General features: G+C 72.1%; 16 protein-coding genes. 6 read left to right on the top strand and 10 right to left on the bottom strand.

Annotated elements, in window-relative coordinates:
- Positions 1–47: 47 nt before the first annotated feature.
- From ACJJVL_RS06210 to ACJJVL_RS06185, 6 genes are all read right to left on the bottom strand, one after another.
- Positions 48–392 (bottom strand): DUF4233 domain-containing protein, encoded by a 345-nt coding sequence (locus tag ACJJVL_RS06210; protein WP_405217507.1) that lies wholly within the window; start codon positions 390–392, stop codon positions 48–50.
- Between the two features lie 50 nt (positions 393–442).
- The gene (locus ACJJVL_RS06205; protein ID WP_405217506.1) at positions 443–2,032 is read right to left on the bottom strand and encodes a bifunctional folylpolyglutamate synthase/dihydrofolate synthase; all 1,590 of its coding nucleotides are present in this window, start codon (positions 2,030–2,032) and stop codon (positions 443–445) included.
- Positions 2,029–5,337: an isoleucine--tRNA ligase gene (gene ileS / locus ACJJVL_RS06200; protein ID WP_405217505.1), complete on the bottom strand. Its 3,309-nt coding sequence runs from the start codon at positions 5,335–5,337 to the stop codon at positions 2,029–2,031. Before ileS ends, ACJJVL_RS06205 begins: the two co-directional genes overlap by 4 nt.
- A gap of 276 nt (positions 5,338–5,613) precedes the next feature.
- A complete protein-coding gene (locus ACJJVL_RS06195; protein ID WP_405217504.1) occupies positions 5,614–6,450 on the bottom strand; it encodes a hypothetical protein in 837 nt (278 codons plus the stop codon).
- On the bottom strand, positions 6,447–7,145 hold the full coding sequence (locus tag ACJJVL_RS06190) for a LuxR C-terminal-related transcriptional regulator (protein WP_405217502.1): 699 nt from the start codon (positions 7,143–7,145) through the stop codon (positions 6,447–6,449). Before ACJJVL_RS06190 ends, ACJJVL_RS06195 begins: the two co-directional genes overlap by 4 nt.
- Positions 7,133–8,371, bottom strand: coding sequence for a histidine kinase (locus tag ACJJVL_RS06185; protein ID WP_405217500.1), 1,239 nt, complete (start codon positions 8,369–8,371; stop codon positions 7,133–7,135). Before ACJJVL_RS06185 ends, ACJJVL_RS06190 begins: the two co-directional genes overlap by 13 nt.
- Before the next feature lie 139 nt (positions 8,372–8,510).
- Between ACJJVL_RS06185 and ACJJVL_RS06180 the strand changes: the two genes are divergently transcribed.
- Both ACJJVL_RS06180 and ACJJVL_RS06175 read left to right on the top strand, forming a co-directional pair.
- Positions 8,511–9,002 (top strand): hypothetical protein, encoded by a 492-nt coding sequence (locus ACJJVL_RS06180; protein WP_405217499.1) that lies wholly within the window; start codon positions 8,511–8,513, stop codon positions 9,000–9,002.
- Positions 8,999–9,853 (top strand): aminotransferase class IV, encoded by an 855-nt coding sequence (locus ACJJVL_RS06175; protein WP_405217498.1) that lies wholly within the window; start codon positions 8,999–9,001, stop codon positions 9,851–9,853. The genes ACJJVL_RS06180 and ACJJVL_RS06175 overlap by 4 nt, the downstream gene beginning before the upstream one ends.
- A 4-nt stretch (positions 9,854–9,857) precedes the next feature.
- On the opposite strand, the gene ACJJVL_RS06170 is transcribed toward ACJJVL_RS06175, so the two are convergent.
- Positions 9,858–10,748 carry a hypothetical protein gene (locus tag ACJJVL_RS06170; RefSeq protein WP_405217497.1) on the bottom strand — a complete coding sequence of 297 codons (891 nt, stop codon included), beginning with the start codon at positions 10,746–10,748 and terminating at the stop codon, positions 9,858–9,860.
- 47 nt (positions 10,749–10,795) lie between these two features.
- Positions 10,796–11,398, bottom strand: coding sequence for a TetR/AcrR family transcriptional regulator (locus ACJJVL_RS06165; RefSeq protein WP_405217496.1), 603 nt, complete (start codon positions 11,396–11,398; stop codon positions 10,796–10,798).
- Positions 11,399–11,470: 72 nt separating this feature from the next.
- Between ACJJVL_RS06165 and ACJJVL_RS06160 the strand changes: the two genes are divergently transcribed.
- Positions 11,471–12,847, top strand: a complete 1,377-nt coding sequence (locus tag ACJJVL_RS06160; RefSeq protein WP_405217495.1) for an MFS transporter — start codon at positions 11,471–11,473, stop codon at positions 12,845–12,847.
- A gap of 204 nt (positions 12,848–13,051) precedes the next feature.
- The gene (locus ACJJVL_RS06155) at positions 13,052–13,672 is read left to right on the top strand and encodes an IMPACT family protein (RefSeq protein WP_405217494.1); all 621 of its coding nucleotides are present in this window, start codon (positions 13,052–13,054) and stop codon (positions 13,670–13,672) included.
- A 16-nt stretch (positions 13,673–13,688) separates the two neighbouring features.
- On the opposite strand, the gene ACJJVL_RS06150 is transcribed toward ACJJVL_RS06155, so the two are convergent.
- The gene (locus tag ACJJVL_RS06150) at positions 13,689–14,048 is read right to left on the bottom strand and encodes an iron chaperone (RefSeq protein ID WP_405217493.1); all 360 of its coding nucleotides are present in this window, start codon (positions 14,046–14,048) and stop codon (positions 13,689–13,691) included.
- A 64-nt stretch (positions 14,049–14,112) separates the two neighbouring features.
- Positions 14,113–14,904: a fructosamine kinase family protein gene (locus ACJJVL_RS06145; protein WP_405217492.1), complete on the bottom strand. Its 792-nt coding sequence runs from the start codon at positions 14,902–14,904 to the stop codon at positions 14,113–14,115.
- A 313-nt stretch (positions 14,905–15,217) separates the two neighbouring features.
- On the opposite strand from ACJJVL_RS06145, the gene ACJJVL_RS06140 reads away from it, so the two are divergent.
- Both ACJJVL_RS06140 and ACJJVL_RS06135 read left to right on the top strand, forming a co-directional pair.
- Positions 15,218–15,958, top strand: a complete 741-nt coding sequence (locus tag ACJJVL_RS06140) for a hypothetical protein (protein ID WP_405217491.1) — start codon at positions 15,218–15,220, stop codon at positions 15,956–15,958.
- A 47-nt stretch (positions 15,959–16,005) separates the two neighbouring features.
- A complete protein-coding gene (locus tag ACJJVL_RS06135) occupies positions 16,006–16,182 on the top strand; it encodes a hypothetical protein (RefSeq protein ID WP_405217490.1) in 177 nt (58 codons plus the stop codon).
- The last annotated feature ends 96 nt before the right edge of the window (positions 16,183–16,278 follow it).

Raw genomic sequence — 16,278 nt, 5'->3', positions numbered from 1 at the left:
GCGGCGTCAGATGTGGATAAGAGCCAGGCGACCCGCGCGGCGGGGCGCTACGTGCCGGGGGCGCCGCGCGGGTCGAGGCCCGCGGCGCGGCGCTGGCGCTCGATGCCGCGCGCCTTCACGAAGGTCCAGATCCAGAGGATGACGAACACGAGCGCGACGATGCTCCAGATGATCTCGACGAACGTCAGCGCGGCCAGCGCCACCTGCAGCACGAGGCTCACGATCCATCCCCAGGGGCGGGAGAGCAGCGGCATGGCGGCGATCAGCAGCACGAAGACGATGCCGAACGCGAGCGGCTGCGGCCAGTCGCGCGAGACACCCCAGGCGGCGAGCGCGCCGAAGGCCAGCGCGCTCACCTCCATGACGTGCACGATGCGCAGCAGCGATTCCATGGCGCCGCGCTGCGGTCGCGGCCGCCGCGCGGGCTGCGGTGCCTCGGCGGTCACCGCTCACCCCCGAGCTGCTCGCGCCCCTGCTCGCGCGCCTGCTCGCGCCCCGGCTGCTCGACCGCGAGCTGCTCGGCTTCCAGCTGCGCGGCTTCGTGCTGCTCAGCTTCCAGCTCCGGTGCATCCAGCTGCACGGTCGCGGTCTGGCGGCGCACGTCGGGACGCTGCAGCCAGCCGGTCTCGCGCGCGTGGGCGATCACGTCACCCAGCAGCGTGATGGAGCCGGTCACCACGACCGCGCCGCCCCGGTCGGCTGCGGCATCGCGCGCGGTCTCGACCGCGGTCGCCAGGTCGGGCTCGACCACCACGCGGTCGGCGCCGAGGACCTCGACCGCGGCCCCAGCGAGCTCGTCGGCGTCGAGCGCGCGCTCGGAGGTCGACTGCGTCACGATCAGCTCGTCGATCACGGGCTCGAGCTCGGTGAGCACGCCCGTCGCGTCCTTGCCGACCAGCACGCCGAGTACGAGCGTCACGCGCTCGAGGCCGAAGTATTCCCCCAGCGCTGCCCGCAGCGCGGCGGCGCCGTGCGGGTTGTGGGCGGCGTCGGCGATCACGAGCGGCTCGGTGCCGATGAGGTCGAGCCGCCCGGGCGAGGTCGCGACGGCGAGGCCGTCCGCGAGCACCTCGGCGGTCATCGGCTGCGCACCGCCGCCGAGGAATGCCTCGACGGCGACCATCGCGAGCGCTGCGTTCCGGCCCTGGTGCGCCCCCATGAGCGGCACGAGCTGGTCGATGTACTCGGCGGCGAGCCCCTGCACGGTGATGAGCTGACCGCCCACGGCCACCGACTGCGCGGTGAGCGAGAAATCGCGCCCGTCGAGCAGCAGCCGAGCGCCCACCTCCTCGGCCCGCGCCTCGAGCACCTCGACGACCGACGGCTCCTGCGCCGCCGAGACCACGATCGCGTCGGGCTTGATGATGCCGGCCTTCTCGCCCGCGATCGCCTCGACGGTTGATCCCAACCGGCTCATGTGGTCGAGCGCGATCGGCGTGATCACCGCGACGTCGCCATCGGCGACATTCGTGGAATCCCAGGTGCCGCCCATGCCGACCTCCAGCACCGCGACGTCCACCGGCGCATCCGCCATGACGGCGAAGGCGAGCACGGTGAACGCCTCGAAGAACGTCAGGCGGCGCTCGCCGTGCTGCGCGAGCTCCGCGTCGACCAGATCGAGGAAGGGCGCCACGTCCTCATAGTTCCGCGCGAACGCCTCATCGGAGACGGGCTCGCCGTCGATCAGGATGCGCTCGTTCACGCGCTCGAGGTGCGGGCTCGTGAGCACGCCCGTGCGCAGCCCGTGGGCGCGCAGCAGCCCGTCGGCGATACGGGCGGTCGATCCCTTGCCGTTCGTGCCGGTGATGTGGATGACGCGGTACAGCCGCTGCGGATCTCCCAGCAGCTCGACCGCGCGTCGGGTCGCCTCGATGCGCGGCTCGACCGCCTGCTCGCCCGCCCTCTCGAGCAGCGCCTGATAGGCGGCCGCAGCCGCCTCGGCGTGCTCGAACGAGTCGAGGATGCGCTCGTCGACCTCGGGCAGCGAGCCCGGCTCCCGCTCGTCGGTCATGCCTGTGCCTCTTTCGCTCATGCCCGCACCTGCTCGGGCGCGGTCGCCTTCTCCACGGTGATGGCCAGCGGTGATCCGTCACCGACGCGGTGCGCGGTGCGCCCGTCGGCGAGCTCACCCATCGTGTCATCCACGCGCTCGAGCAGGAGCTCGACCGCGAGGGTCTCGCCCTTGACGAGCTCGGCGTTCGCCTCCAGCGCCGCGACGCCGTGACTGTCGGAGCCGAGCGTGAGACGGATGCGGTCGCTCACGTCGAGCCCTGCGTCCTTGCGTGCCGACTGCACAGCGCGCACCACGTCCCGGGCGAGCCCCTCGGCCTCGAGCTCCGGCGTCGTCGCGGTGTCGAGCACGACGAAGCCACCGCCAGGGAGGAAGCCGACGGCCGCCTCCTCGTCCGCGACCTCGAGCACGAGCTCGTACTCCCCCTCGACGAGCGCGATGCCGCCGACGGTGACGGTCTCGCCGCCATCGTCATCGACGCTCACCGTCCAGTCGCCGGCGCGCGATGCCTGGATGGCGCGCTGCACATCCTTGCCGAGCCGCGGCCCGGCCGCGCGGGCGTTGACCTGCAGGCGGCGCGAGATGCCGTAGCGCTCCAGCGCATCCTCCGCGGCATCCTCGAGCACGACGTCGCGCACGTTCAGCTCGTCGCGCAGCACACCCGCGAACGACGAGACATCGATGGCGCCGACGACGGTGAGGGTGGGCAGCGGCAGGCGCACGCGCTTGCGTGCCTGCTTGCGCAGCGCGTTGCCGACCGAGGCGATCGCGCGCACTGCATCCATCTGCGCCACCAGCTCGGGGTCGGCGGGCAGCTCGTCCGGCTCCGGCCAGTCGGTCAGATGCACCGAGCGCCCACCCGTGAGGCCCTTCCAGACCTCCTCGGTGACGAGCGGCGAGAGTGGCGCGGCGAGCCGCGTGAGCGTCTCGAGCACGGTGTACAGCGTGTCGAAGGGCTCTGCGCCCGAGCCGTCACTGGCGACGCCCGTCCAGAACCGGTCGCGCGAGCGGCGCACGTACCAGTTGGTCAGCACGTCGATGCACTCGCGCACCGCCCAGGTGGCGCCCGTCGCGTCGAGCCGCTCCAGCGCATCAGTGACCGACACGACCGTCTCGCGCAGCTTGGCGAGGATGTAGCGGTCGAGCACGTCGGCGGATGCCGCCCCGCGCTTCGCGAGGTACGGCCGCCCGTCGGCCGCGCGGTTGGCGTAGGTGGAGAAGAAGTACCAGGTCGACCACAGCGGCAGGTGGAACTGCCGCAGCGCCTCGCGGATGCCCTCCTCGGAGACGATGAAGTTGCCGCCGCGCAGGATCGAGCCCTGCATGAGGTTCCAGCGCACGGCATCCGACCCGTAGGTATCGAACGACTCGTTCACGTCGGGGTAGTTCTGCCGCGACTTCGACGCCTTGAAGCCGTCGTCGCCGAGGATGATGCCGTGGCTGATGACGTTCTCGAACGCCGGCCGGCCGAACAGCGCGACCGAGAGCACGTGCATGACGTAGAACCAGCCGCGCGTCTGGCCGATGTACTCCACGATGTAGTCGGCCGGGCTGTGCTCCTCGAACCACTGCTCGTTGTCGAACGGGTAGTGGAACTGCGCGAAGGGCATCGAGCCCGAGTCGAACCACACGTCGAGCACGTCGGGGATGCGGCGCATCGTGCTCGCACCGGTCGGGTCGTCGGGGTTCGGGCGCGTCAGCTCGTCGATCGCCGGGCGGTGCAGGTCGGTCGGTCGCACGCCGAAGTCGCGCTCGAGCTCGTCGAGCGAGCCGTAGACGTCGACGCGCGGGTAGTTCGCGTCGTCGCTCTTCCACACCGGGATCGGGCTGCCCCAGTAGCGATTGCGGCTGATCGACCAGTCGCGAGCGCCCTCCAGCCACTTGCCGAACTGGCCGTGCTTGACGTTCCCGGGCACCCAGTTGATCTGCTCGTTCGCAGCCAGCAGGTCGTCCTTGATGTCGGTGACGCGCACGAACCAGCTGGAGACGGCCTTGTAGATGAGCGGGTTGCGGCAGCGCCAGCAGTGCGGGTAGGAGTGCACGTAGGAGGCCTGGCGCAGCACCCGGCCGTCATCCTTCAGCAGCTTCGAGAGCGGCTTGTTGGCATCGAACACCTGCATGCCAGCGACCGGCGCAACGGCGTCGAGGAAGCGGCCGCCGTCGTCCACCGACAGGATCGTCGGGATGCCGGCCGCGGTCGCGACGCGCTGGTCGTCCTCACCGTAGGCGGGCGCCTGGTGCACGATGCCGGTGCCCTCGCCGGTGGCGACGTAGTCGTCGACCAGGATCTGGAAGGCGTGCTGCGTGCCCCACTCCTCCGCATCGGCGAAGAAGTCGAACAGCGGCGCGTAGGTCACGCCCGCGAGCTCGGCGCCCTGCAGCGTTCGGGTGACGGCGTCGACCGCATCCTCTGCCGAGTCGTAGCCGAGGTCCTTGAAGTAGCCCGCGACGGTGTCGGCGGCGAGCAGGAAGTCGCCGTCGCCCGCCGTGGTGCCGTTCGGGCCCGCGGGCACGCGCACGTACTGCACCTCGGGGCCGACCGCGAGCGCCAGGTTCGTCGGCAGCGTCCACGGCGTGGTCGTCCAGGCCAGCGCCTTGACGCCCGCAAGGCCCAGCGCATCCGCCGTCTCGCCCTTGAGCGGGAACGTGACGGTGAGCGTGGTGTCCTGGCGATCCTGGTAGACGTCGTCGTCCATTCGCAGCTCGTGGTTCGACAGCGGCGTCTCGTCGCGCCAGCAGTAGGGCAGCACGCGGTAGCCCTCGTACGCGAGGCCCTTGTCGTGCAGCGTCTTGAACGCCCAGATGACGCTCTCCATGTAGGTCAGATCGAGCGTCTTGTAGCCGCCGTCGAAGTCGACCCAGCGAGCCTGGCGCGTGACGTACGCCTCCCACTCGTCCATGTACTGCAGCACCGAGGCGCGCGCCTTCTCGTTGAAGACGTCGACGCCCATGGCCTCGATCTCCGCCTTCTCGGTGATGCCGAGCTGCTTCATGGCCTCGAGCTCGGCCGGCAGGCCGTGCGTGTCCCAGCCGAACACGCGCGGCACCTGCTTGCCGCGCATGGTCTGGAAGCGCGGGAAGACATCCTTGGCGTAGCCCGTGAGCAGGTGGCCGTAGTGCGGCAGGCCGTTCGCGAACGGCGGGCCGTCGTAGAAGACCCACTCCTGGCAGCCCTGGCGCTGCTCGACCGACGCCCGGAAGGTGTCGTCGCCCTTCCAGAAGGCGAGGATGCCCGTCTCGATCGCGGGCAGGTCGGGGCTGGCGACGACGCTCTCGGCGTCGGTGAGCGGGTACCTGGCCGGGGGGTTCGAAGGCTTCTCGGTCACGCTGGGTCTCCTGCATCCTGGGTGTTCTCGGATGCGGGGACGCTCTCGCGCGGTACCACCCCGCTTGCGAGCCGTGAGGCCCGCCGCTTCGTGCCTGCTCGTGCTCCAGGCGCTGCGGCTGTGACGGGCCTGCCCCGTTCGGCTCTACTGAGCTGCTTCGCACCTCGAGGTGCTGGGCCGCCGTTCTCCCGACCGCTCCCCGGTGATGGCCGGATCAGCGCGTGTAGGTCAATCCTACCGCGCCGATCCGGCCGAGTCACGCCGGTGCCGCGCAGATCAGCGCGTGCTCCCGATCAGCGTCACACTGCCGGCGCTCACCTCGACGTCGATCGTCGATGCGGCGCTCGGGTCGTCGATCACGCGCACATCCGAATCGCCCGCGGAGACGTCCTCGGTGACGGCGTACGCGCCGTCCGGAATCGTCAGCTCGATGCCGCCGGCGCTCACCTGCGCATCGATCGCAGACGGTTGCTGCCCGTCGAGGACGCCGGTGATGCGGCCCGCGCTCACGTCGAGGCTGACGGTGCCGCGGGTCGCGACGTCGATGCGCGCCTCGCCGGCCGAGACGTCCATCGCGAGCGATTCGGCGGTGCCAGAGAGCTGCGCGCTGCCGGCACCGAGCTCCACAGAGGCCTCGCCCCAGTCACCTGCGGCCTCGAAGCTGCCGGCGGCCACGTGCGCCTCGAGGTCCAGTCGCTGGCCCTCCATGGCGGCGGGCAGCGTCAGCACGGCAAGCTCCTCGCCGGTCCGCTCGCCGAGCGTGATGCCGCCGCCGAACCAGCGCCAGCGCTGATCGGTGCCGATCGTGAGCAGGTCGCCCGAGCGCTCAACGCGCCACTCCTGCACCGGTCCACCATTGGTCTCGACGCTGAGCGTCGCCTCGTCCGTGTCGCCGAAGCGAATCTCGAAGGCAGCGGCGGAGCTGTCGATGCGCAGCTGCTCGAGCCCGTCGACATCCGCGGTGTAGGAGGCGCTGGTCGCGTGGTGCGATGCGAAGCCCCGCAGGACACCGCTGCCGATCCCGTACAGCGCCCCGATCGCGCCGAGCACGATCACGACGATGCTGATCCAGCGGCCGGGACGGCCTGTTGCGGTGGGAGTCGTGATGGTCATCGGATGCCTCCTGAGGCGTCGGAGTGGTCGTCGGGGTGGGGCGCGTCGAGGTGGGCGAGGACGGCGAGCACGCGGCGGTTGCCGTCCTCGGGCTCGAGGTCGAGCTTCTGGAACACCGCCGAGATGTGCTTCTCGACGCTGCCTGCGGAGACGTACAGGCGATCGGCGATCGTCTGGTTGGACGAGCCCTCCGCCATCAGGGCCAGCACCTGCCGCTCTCGCGGCGTGAGCCGCTCCATGCGGCGGTCTCGGCGGCGGCGCGCGAGCAGCTGGCTCACGACCTCCGGGTCGAGCACGGTGCCGCCTGCAGCGACCTGCTCGACCGCCGCGAGGAAGTCGCGCACGTCGGCGACGCGGTCCTTGAGCAGGTAGCCGAAGCCCGCGGGGCTGCTCGCGATCAGGTCGGCCGCGTAGCGCTCCTCGACGTACTGCGAGAGCACCAGCACTCGGGGCCGGTCGACACCGCCGCGGGCCGTGCGAGCACGGATCGCGATCGCCGCGAGGATCCCCTCGTTCGTGCGGGTCGGCGGCATCCGCACGTCGAGGATCGCCAGCTCGGGGTCGTGCGCGGCGATGGCCGCTTCCAGAGCGGTGGCGTCGGGCAGCTGCGCGACGACGTCGTGGCCGGCGTCGGTCAGCAGGCGGGCAATGCCCTCTCGCAGCAGCACGCTGTCCTCGCAGATCAGGATGCGCATGGGACGTCCACCTCGATCGCGGTCGGGCCGCCTGCGGGGCTGGTCATGGTGAGGGTGCCGCCGACACCGGCGACCCGGTGCGCGAGCCCGTCGATGCCGCCGCCGGACTGGCGCTCGGCGCCCCCGATGCCGTCATCCTCGACGCGGGCCCAGAGTGAGTCGGTGCCGCTGGAGGATCGACGGGTGCGGATGGCGACTCGGATGCGACTTGCCCTGGCATGCTTCTGCGCGTTGGTGATCCCTTCGGCGATCGCGAAGTAGACCGCGGTCTCGGCGTCGCGGCTGCAGCGTCCCTCGATGCGCGCATCGACCTCGACCGGCACGACGCTGCGGGCGGCGAGGGCGGAGACGGCGGCATCGAGCCCGCGATCGTCGAGCACGGCGACGTGGATGCCGCGCGCCACCTGCCGCAGCTCGGTGACCGCCGACTTCGACGAGGCGTGCGCCTCATCGATGAGCCGCATGGCCGCGGCCGGATCGCTCTCGATCTTGTCGCGCGCCATGCCGAGCTGCATCGCGATCGACACCAGCCGCGGCTGCACGCCGTCGTGGAGGTCGCGCTCGATGCGGGTGCGGTCGAAGTCCGCTGCTCGCACGGCACCGTGGCGGCGCTCGCGCTCATCGCGGGCCTGCTGCTCGAGCCGCTCGCGGTCGTCCGGCACCAGCAGGCCGGTCGAGACGCTGCGGTGGGCCATCGCGAGCCCGATCGTGCCGGCGAGCCCGCCGACGAAGGCCACCAGCCCGATGAGCGGCGACCACGCCACCGGCACGGCGAGGCTCGTGAGCGGGATGCCGACGGTGGCGGCATCCCCGAGCCCGGCGAAGGCCAGCGGGATCCCGATGCCGATGAGCGACAGCAGCGGCAGGGTGAACGCACCGAAGATGCTGGCGAGGAAGAAGCTGAGGATCGCGCGCCAGTGCTGCCCGTCGGTGACGATGCGAAGCAGCCGATGCGGCAGGCTCAGCCAGTCGGTGCGGGGTGAGCGGCGGAAGACCGCCGGCGGCACGTCCACTCCGTAGAGCCCGGCGACGCGCTCGCGCTCGAACCAGGCGACGCCCAGCATCGCCAGCAGCGCGAGCGGCACGAGCAGGAAGCCGACCACGACGACGAGCGTGCCGATGCCGGTCGCGCCGACCGTGAGGATCGTGATGAGAATGGGGATGCCCACCGCGCCGAGCAGCGCGAGGTGCGCGACGGTGGCGATGAGTCTGCTGATGCGGTGCATGCCTCAACGCTAGGCCGGAGCCGCGGCGTGCGCGCGGCGGATCTCCCCAAGCGTCGCGGGGGTTATCCCCCGCCCGCCGGCCGCAGCGGCGCCGCCGCCGACCTCCCTGCCGACACCCCTCCGGCACTATCCTGGGCACATGACCTTCCGGCGTTCCTCCGCCCCGCGTGCGGCAGCCATTGCGCTCGCGCTCACCGCGGGGCTGCTGGTGTCGGGATGCGGCTTCCTGCCCTCCCCGTCGCTGCCTCCCGTGCCGAGCCCGTCCGCGCAGCCGGCACCGTCCGGCGGCGACGACCAATCGGCGCAGTGCGAGCAGCTGCTCGCGGATGTGCAGGGCATCGCCGTGGATGTCGCCCGGGTCGGCGAGCTGCTCGCCAGTGACCCGCTCGGCGCGGTCGCGCTCATCGCGAACGTCTCCGGCCGCATCGGCGACCTGCAGACGAGCGTCACGGACCCCGCGCTGCTCGAGCGCATCGAGGAGATCCAGACCGGCTGGGATGCGCTCGTCGAGGACGCGCGCGGTTCGGTCGCATCGGGTGACACCGGTGGCATCGACCGTGCCGTCACCGGGCTGACGCAGCTCGGGGAGCAGGTCACGGCACTGCAGGAGTACTGCACGGGCACCGCGTGAGCGCGCCGCTGCTCGCGCTGCTCGACGGCTCGATCGTCGACGTGGCACAGCCGATCGTGCGCGCCGACGACCTCGGCGTCGTGCGCGGCGACGGCGTGTTCGACGCGGGGCTCGCCCGCCGCGATGCGCACGGCGCCGCTCGGGTGCACGACCGTCAGGCGCACCTCGACCGGCTCGAGCGCTCGGCCGAGATCCTGCAGCTGCCGGCGCCCGACCGCGCCGGCTACGAGCGCGCGATCGACGCGCTGCTCGCCGCGTGGGACTTCGACGCCCAGCCCGAGGCGATCGTGCGGCTCGTGCTCACGCGCGGGCCCGAGGCCGGCGGTGAGCCGACGGCGTTCGCGCTCATGGCGCCGCTCGGCGCCTCCGCCCTCCGCGAGCGCGAGACCGGGGTCAGCGTGACGCTGCTCGGCCGCGGCCACGACGGTGACGAGGTGGCGGCGATGCCGTGGCTGCTGCCCGGCGCGAAGAGCCTGTCGTACTCGATCAACATGGCGGCGAAGCGGCACGCCGGGCAGCGCGGCTTCGACGACGTCATCTTCGTCTCGCCAGCGGGGCTGCTGCTGGAGGGCCCGACCTCGACGCTCGTGATCGACCGCGGGGGCCGGCTGCTGACGCCGAGGCAGGACGGCATCCTCGCCTCGATCACACTCGAGCACCTGATGCGCGACGCTCCCGACGCCGGCCTCGATGTGGCATTCGCTGCGCTGGCGCCCGACGACCTGCTCGGCGGCGACGGTGCATGGCTGCTGTCCTCCGGGCGTCTGCTCGCACGCGTGACGAGCGTCGACGGGCGATCGCTGCCCACGTCGCGGCTCGACGGCACGATGCGCCGCGTCCTCGACGCTTGACGCCTCAGCGCACCGCGGCGAGCAGCGCCGTGACCGCCTCGGGAGGTGCCCCCTCGTGCTGCACGGCGATGAGCAGCGTGCCGCGCGCGGTGCCCTCGAGCACGAGCACGGCGTCATCCGAGGTGAGCGTGACCCGTCCGTCGGCACCCGCGCCCAGCATCCCGTCAGGCGTCTCGACCCCCCCGCAGGCCGTGCCGAGCGAGCGCAGCGCGTCGAGACCGTCGGCGGCCAGCTGGGCCGTGGGATACCGCAGCAGAACCACGTCCATGGGCGCACCCGGCGCCGGGTCGGCAGCGAGCGAGACGGCGGCCGCCGCGAGCACGGCGGCGTCCACGCGCTGACCGGTGCTCGCGCACGCGCCCCCGGCGGCGCGCGCAGCGTTCACGTGCGTGAGCGCTGTCGCGACCGGCACGGCGGCGGGCGCGGCGATCTCGCTCCACGCGGCGGTGCGCATTCCCTCCGTCGTGCTCCATGCGAGGGTCGGCAGCTCGGATGCGCGCGGCAGCAGCGCCACGAGCCGCGCCGGCATCGGAGTGCTGGTCGGCGTCGGGGTGGGAGCAGGCGTCCCGGTGGGCGCGGGCGTCGGCATCGACGTGTCGACGGGCGCGGACGAGGTCGAGGTGGGTGCGTCGGTGGGCGGACTCGTCGGCTCGGTGGGCACGTACGGTCCTCGCACGGTGGGCACCTCTGGCATCGGCTGCTCGCGCGGCGGCGACATCGGCGGCACCTCGCGCTCAGGTGCCGGGGCGACGACCACGGCCGGGCGCGCGTCGTCGGGGCGGGCTGACGGGGTGCTCCCCGCTCCGGCCGGATTCGGCTCGACCACGCACCCGGTCAGTGCGGTGACCGACAGCAGTGCTGCGGCGACCGTGACCTTCGCTGGCCGGGACCTCATGCCCTCATGATCCGCCTTCCGCTTACGGATCGGGAGCGGCGCGGCGGTCAGGCGTCGGGATCGTTGTCCATTCGTGATGCCGCCGCGATCGGCTCGATCGCGTGCCGCACGGTGGCTGCGGCGCTGTCGCGGCCGGGGGTGCGCGTCCACGCGACGACCGCTGCGCACGCGGCCGAGATGATCGCGACGGGAGCGACCGCAGCATCGGTCGATTCCGGCAGCGCGTCGCGCTCGAGCGCGAGCGCGAGCGATGCGCGGTCCAGCAGAGCCTGCAGCCGCGCGGGCGCGCCGTCGCGCAGCGCCTCCGCCGCGCCCATGGTCGATGCGTCGCGCAGCGCGGTGGGCGGCGTCGTGCCCCACGGCTCCACGGCCGCCACGATCGCCTCGACCAGCCGCTGCAGCGCGTCATCCGTCCCGGTGAGGAGGGCATCCCCCGCTCGCTCGATCGCGGCGTCGAGCCCGACCCAGAGCGCGTCTGCCTTCGAGTCGCAGTAGGAGAACACCGTGCCGCGCGAGACGCCCGCGCGTCGGGCGATGTCGTCGACGCTCACCGCGTCGTAGCCGTGCTCGAGGAACAGCTCAAGCGCAGCCTCGTGGATGGTCTCGGCGCTCGAGGCGCGCGGCCTGCCCGGTCCCCGTGACGCTGCCATGGGAATCCCCCCTCGGGTCTATTGTTGCACTGGGTATTGATATCGGCGCCAGCCGATGCCGGAGGAGCACCTGTGCCAAGCATCCCAGTCCAGACCCCAGTGGGCCCAGCGGGCGGCCCCGCGCCCCGGCCGCACAGCGCCACGCGGCGCGTTGCGGCCGCTGCCACCGTCGGCACCGCCCTGGAGTCGTACGACTTCTACGTCTACTCCTACTTCGCCGCCTTCTTCGCCGGCCCGTTCTTCTTCTCCGCCCTCGGCGACACCGGAGCGCTGCTCGCCTCGTTCGCGACCATCGGCGTCGCGTTCGTCGTCCGACCGCTCGGCGCCGTGATCTTCGGCCATCTGGGCGATCGCATCGGTCGACGCGCGACGTTGCTCATCACGATCGCCCTCATGGGTGTCGCGACGGGCCTGGTCGGCCTGCTGCCGACGGGCGAGGGGTGGGCCGCGTTCGGCGCCGTCGCGCTCGTGCTGCTGCGTATCCTGCAGGGCCTCTCGCTCGGCGGCGAGTGGGGCGGCGCGGTGCTGCTCGCGACCGAGCACGCCGACGCTCGCCGGCGCCCGTTCTTCGCGTCCCTCCCTCAGCTCGGCTCCCCGATCGGCTCCGTCGCCGCTGGCGGCCTGATGCTCGCGATGTTCTTCGGCCTCGGCCCCGAGGCGATGTCGGCCTGGGGCTGGCGCGTGCCGTTCCTGCTGGCGGTCCCGCTCATCGCCGTCTCCCTCTACCTGCGCTGGTCGATCGATGAGACGCCGGTCTTCAAGCAGCTGCAGGCCGCCGGCGCGCGCGAGCGGAACCCCGTGTGGGCCGCCATCCGCACACAGCCGGCCGCGTTCGGCGTCGCGATCCTGGTTGCGCTGCTCGGCATCGGCTCCTACTCGCTCATGAACACCTACACGATGGGCTACGGCGTCGCCTCGCTCGGCTTCGACGAGATGCAGCTGCTCACGGCCGCCACGATCGGCGGCCTGCTCCAGCTCGTGACCGTTCCCGCGTTCGGCCTGCTCGCCACGCGCATCGGCTCGGCACGCGTGGTCGCCCTCGGAGCCCTCGGCACGCTGCTCATCGCCTTCCCCGTCTACCTGCTGCTCGCGGATGCCACCTTCGGCATGCTCGTGACCCTCATGATCGTGGGCGGCATCCTGCCGACCGCCTCGTGGGCGGCGCTCGGCGGCACGATGCAGGAGCTCTTCCACGGCCGGCACGCGTACTCGGCGCTCTCGGTGGCCTACGCGCTCGCGGCGGTGCTCGCGGGGTTCATCCCCGCGCTCACGGGCGTGCTGGGCACCGCGACGGGCAACGCCTGGTGGCACCCCGGCATCGTGCTCGCGGCGCTGTCGGCGCTGACCCTCGTCGGCGCCGTGCTCGCGCAGCGGATGCGTCGCTTCGGCGTCGAGGACGCCGAAGCGACGCACGCGGTCGCCGTCGAGCGAGTGCCCGAGCCCGCGTAGCGCCGCCGAGAGCGCAGCGTCACGCCTGCGCCGCGTCGCCGCAGACCGCGCAGCGTCGCCGCAGGAGAAATGTCGCTCTCGGCTCCCACTCGCACGGCTTGCGCGCCGATCGTGACATCTTTGGCGAGCGAGCAAGCAAGCGCAAGAGCGCAAGAGCGCGCGAGCGAGCGCGAGCGAGGCAGCGAATGGGGCGAGGATGGACGCATGGCACGGGCGACGATCGAGCGACAGGCGAGCGCCGAGACGGAGATCTCGCGCTCGCGCTTCGTCGCGACCGCGCAGCGCGTCAGCTCGCTCGATGAGCTCGCCGAGCTCGTGCGGGCCGCACGACGCGCGCATCCGGATGCCCGGCACGTCTGCAGCGCGGCGGTCGCTGGCCCGCACGGCGAGGCAAGCCGCTCGAACGACGACGGCGAGCCGGGCGGCACGGCGGGCGCGCCGATCCTCTCAGCGATCACAGGGCGCGAGCTGACGGATGTCGCCGTGCTCGTGGTGCGCTGGTTCGGCGGCGTCAAGCTCGGCACCGGCGGCCTGGTGCGCGCATACGGCGGCATCGCAGCCGACGCGCTGGACGCCGCAGGCAGGCTGCTCCGGCTGCCGGCGACGGAGCTGATCGGCTCGGTCGCGGTCGCCGACGCTCCTCGTGTCGAGCACGCGCTGCGCTCGGCCGGTCTCGAGCCGACGATCGACTACACCGCGATCGGCGCTCGCGTCGTGCTCACTGTTGAGGACACAGCGCTCGCGGCGGCCGCATCGCTGCTCGCCCAGCTCGGCGTCGCGCACGAGGCGCACGGAGGCCGCGTCATCGAGCGGCCCTCCCGCTGAGCGGGGCGGTCGGCGGTCACTGCCGACCGGCATCGATCTGCCGCACGTGGAAGCGCACCAGATCCTCGATCAGCTCGGTCGGCAGCGGCTGCTCCACGGTGAACCGGATCGCGTGCGCCGACGTCGGGTAGTCGGCCAGCCGATCGGCGAACTCCTCGATCGCCCAGGAGGACGGGTACAGGCTCATGTGCCGCTTCGACGCGGTGAAGTACACCAGCGCACGGCCCTTGTACGTGAGCGTCGGCATCCGATAGCTGATCGACTCCTCGACGCCCGGCACGAGCTCGGCGACGAGCACCCGGATGCGCTGCAGCTCGGCGCGGCATGCCGAATCAACGCTGGCGAGGTAGCCGTCGATCGTCGCGGTCTCCGACATCGCTCACACTCCTGCTCGTTCGCATCCCCTGTCGATGCAACGGTAGCCGCCGCGGTCGGCGGGATCAGCCAAGCGAGCGCGCCACCGCAACCGCCTGCTCGGTGTATCCCCCGCCGAAGCGCATCGTGTGCACGAGCAGCGGCTGCAGCTGCTGCATCGGAATGCGCTCCCTCCAGCCGTCGGCCAGCGGCGACACCTCGTCGTAGGCGGCCAGCACGCGATCGAGGTGCGGCAGGCCGAACAGCGCCAGCATCGCCAGGTCGGTCTCGGCGTGCCCGCCCTGCGCGTGCGGGTCGATGAGCACCGCGCCCGTGTCGACATCCGACCAGAGCACGTTGCCGCTCCAGAGATCCCCGTGGATGCGGGCGGCGCCGTCGACCAGGCGCGGCTGCGGTGCGTCGAGGTCGCCGGCGGCGAGGCGGTCCACTGCGCGCTCGATCGTCGCGGCGGCCTCGCGGTCGAAGGCGCCAGCCGCGACGCAGCGCTCGAAAATGGGTCGCACGGCTGTCGCGGCCCACGCCTCCCCCCAGCCGCCGGGCCCGCTGCCCACCGGCTCGGCGGCGAGCGGCGTGCGCGACGAGCCGACCTCGAACGGCGGTGCCGCGCTTGGCGGTGGGCAGCAGTGCCACGCCGCGCCGCTGGCATGCAGCAGCGCGAGGCTGCGGCCGAGCGCGTGCGCTCGCTCGAGTGTCGCCGGCGCCGGCTCCACCCGCGCCACACGCAGCACGTCGCCGGCGAGCCTCGCGCGCGCGATCCGCGTGCCGCCGTCCGGCTCGGCGTCCGCGAGCCACGCCAAGCCTGCCGCCTCCATCGCGAGCGCTGCGCGGCCGCCCGCAGCCGCCTTCTCGACATCCATCCCCCGATGCTAGGTGTGGCTCACGGCCGTCCGCCGAGCACCGTCGGCATCAGTGCCCCATCGCCGGGCGGGGTGAAGGTGGACAGGTCGCGCGACACCGGTCGCAAGCTCGCTGATGCTTGCACGCTGGTGGCTGGGTGCATCCTGCCGCGATGCTTGCCACCGCCTGATGCAAGACTGCGCAGAGTTCGGTAGTTTGCGACGTGCACAGGCGCCGGTGCCGTGCAATGCCACTCACGGAGGTCAGGTCACCATGACTGTCGCAGCGGAGACCGCCCCGGAGAAATCCCCGGGGACGGGTGTGATCATGATCGTGGCCGGCATCGTGCTGAGCGGGGGCATCGCGTATCTCGTGCGCGTCCTGGACTTGCCCCCTGAAGCCGGTGCCGTGATCGCCGCAAGTGCGGTGCCTCTTCCCGCCGCCATCGCGACCGCGATGTTCAAACGACGTCGCGGCCTCGTCCGTGAGCTCGGCGCATTGAGCAACGGCGCGATCGTGCGCCCAACAGGCCTGGTCGTTGCGATGGCCGCGGGTGTGTTGCTCGTGATCGTGCAATTCACCACGTTCGTGGCCGGCTTCACCGTGGGGCTCGGGTTCACCGCCGACCAGACGCTGGAAGCCCAGTACGTCGCTCTTGGCGTCGCACTGCTCTACGTCGCGTACCCGATCATCGTCACTGCGGCATTCTTCGTTGGGCGCCGCGCGTGCCACTACTTCCGCCGCCACCCGTATGCCTGGCTGCTCGTCTCTGTCGCGCTGTTCGCCGTGCTGCAGGTCGCGTTCGACGCCATGATGATGCTGACACTGCCCACCATCGACGGCCTCGCCGTCACGGTTGGGCTGGTCGCCGCGATCTACTGCGCCTCAGTGCTCGGAGCGTGGCGCGGCATGCGCCGACACGAAGAGTTCGTCGCAGGCCAGCTGGTGCGCAAACTGCCCCCCGAAGACCTGCACGCCGTGACAGCGCTCATCGGAGAGACCGTCGATGCGCGATTGCGCGCGAGCGCTGGCGCCCTGACAGCTCCGACGGCACCGCTGCCGCAGTCGGGCTGACTTCCGACACCCCAGAGATGCGGGCTCGCCGCCGCTACCGTGGATGCATGCCCCCCGCCCGCAAGCCCCTGCCGCTGTGGCTGCCCATCGTCGCCGCCGTCTGCTTGGCGGTCGCCGCCGCGCTGCAGCAGGACACGCTGTCGCGCGTGCTCATGGCAGTCGCGGCCATCACCTTCGGGCTCACCGCCTTCCTCCAGTGGCGCATGCAGCGCAAGCAGCAGTAGGCCTCGCGCGCGTAGACTCGTCCAGGACAACCAGGCATCAAGCCGGACCGCACCACGCGGTCCCCGGCACAGACGCGATGCCGCGCACATCGAAAG

It is taken from the genome of Agrococcus sp. Ld7, assembly GCF_045064095.1.
Lineage (GTDB): Bacteria > Actinomycetota > Actinomycetes > Actinomycetales > Microbacteriaceae > Agrococcus.
Note: the sequence above shows the minus strand (reverse complement) of the source record. Positions and strands in the feature narration are given on the sequence as shown.

Bases quoted from the DNA above. Each gene is read 5' to 3' on its own strand.
- ACJJVL_RS06155 (WP_405217494.1), top strand. From the start codon at position 13,052: ATGGCACGGGCGACGATCGAGCGACAGGCGAGCGCCGAGACGGAGATC.
- ACJJVL_RS06190 (WP_405217502.1), bottom strand. From the start codon at position 7,145: ATGCGCATCCTGATCTGCGAGGACAGCGTGCTGCTGCGAGAGGGCATT.
- ACJJVL_RS06205 (WP_405217506.1), bottom strand. From the start codon at position 2,032: ATGAGCGAAAGAGGCACAGGCATGACCGACGAGCGGGAGCCGGGCTCG.
- ACJJVL_RS06165 (WP_405217496.1), bottom strand. From the start codon at position 11,398: ATGGCAGCGTCACGGGGACCGGGCAGGCCGCGCGCCTCGAGCGCCGAG.
- ACJJVL_RS06195 (WP_405217504.1), bottom strand. From the start codon at position 6,450: ATGACCATCACGACTCCCACCGCAACAGGCCGTCCCGGCCGCTGGATC.
- ACJJVL_RS06135 (WP_405217490.1), top strand. From the start codon at position 16,006: ATGCCCCCCGCCCGCAAGCCCCTGCCGCTGTGGCTGCCCATCGTCGCC.
- ACJJVL_RS06180 (WP_405217499.1), top strand. From the start codon at position 8,511: ATGACCTTCCGGCGTTCCTCCGCCCCGCGTGCGGCAGCCATTGCGCTC.
- ACJJVL_RS06185 (WP_405217500.1), bottom strand. From the start codon at position 8,371: ATGCACCGCATCAGCAGACTCATCGCCACCGTCGCGCACCTCGCGCTG.
- ACJJVL_RS06150 (WP_405217493.1), bottom strand. From the start codon at position 14,048: ATGTCGGAGACCGCGACGATCGACGGCTACCTCGCCAGCGTTGATTCG.
- ACJJVL_RS06210 (WP_405217507.1), bottom strand. From the start codon at position 392: ATGGAATCGCTGCTGCGCATCGTGCACGTCATGGAGGTGAGCGCGCTG.
- ACJJVL_RS06145 (WP_405217492.1), bottom strand. From the start codon at position 14,904: ATGGATGTCGAGAAGGCGGCTGCGGGCGGCCGCGCAGCGCTCGCGATG.
- ACJJVL_RS06170 (WP_405217497.1), bottom strand. From the start codon at position 10,748: ATGAGGTCCCGGCCAGCGAAGGTCACGGTCGCCGCAGCACTGCTGTCG.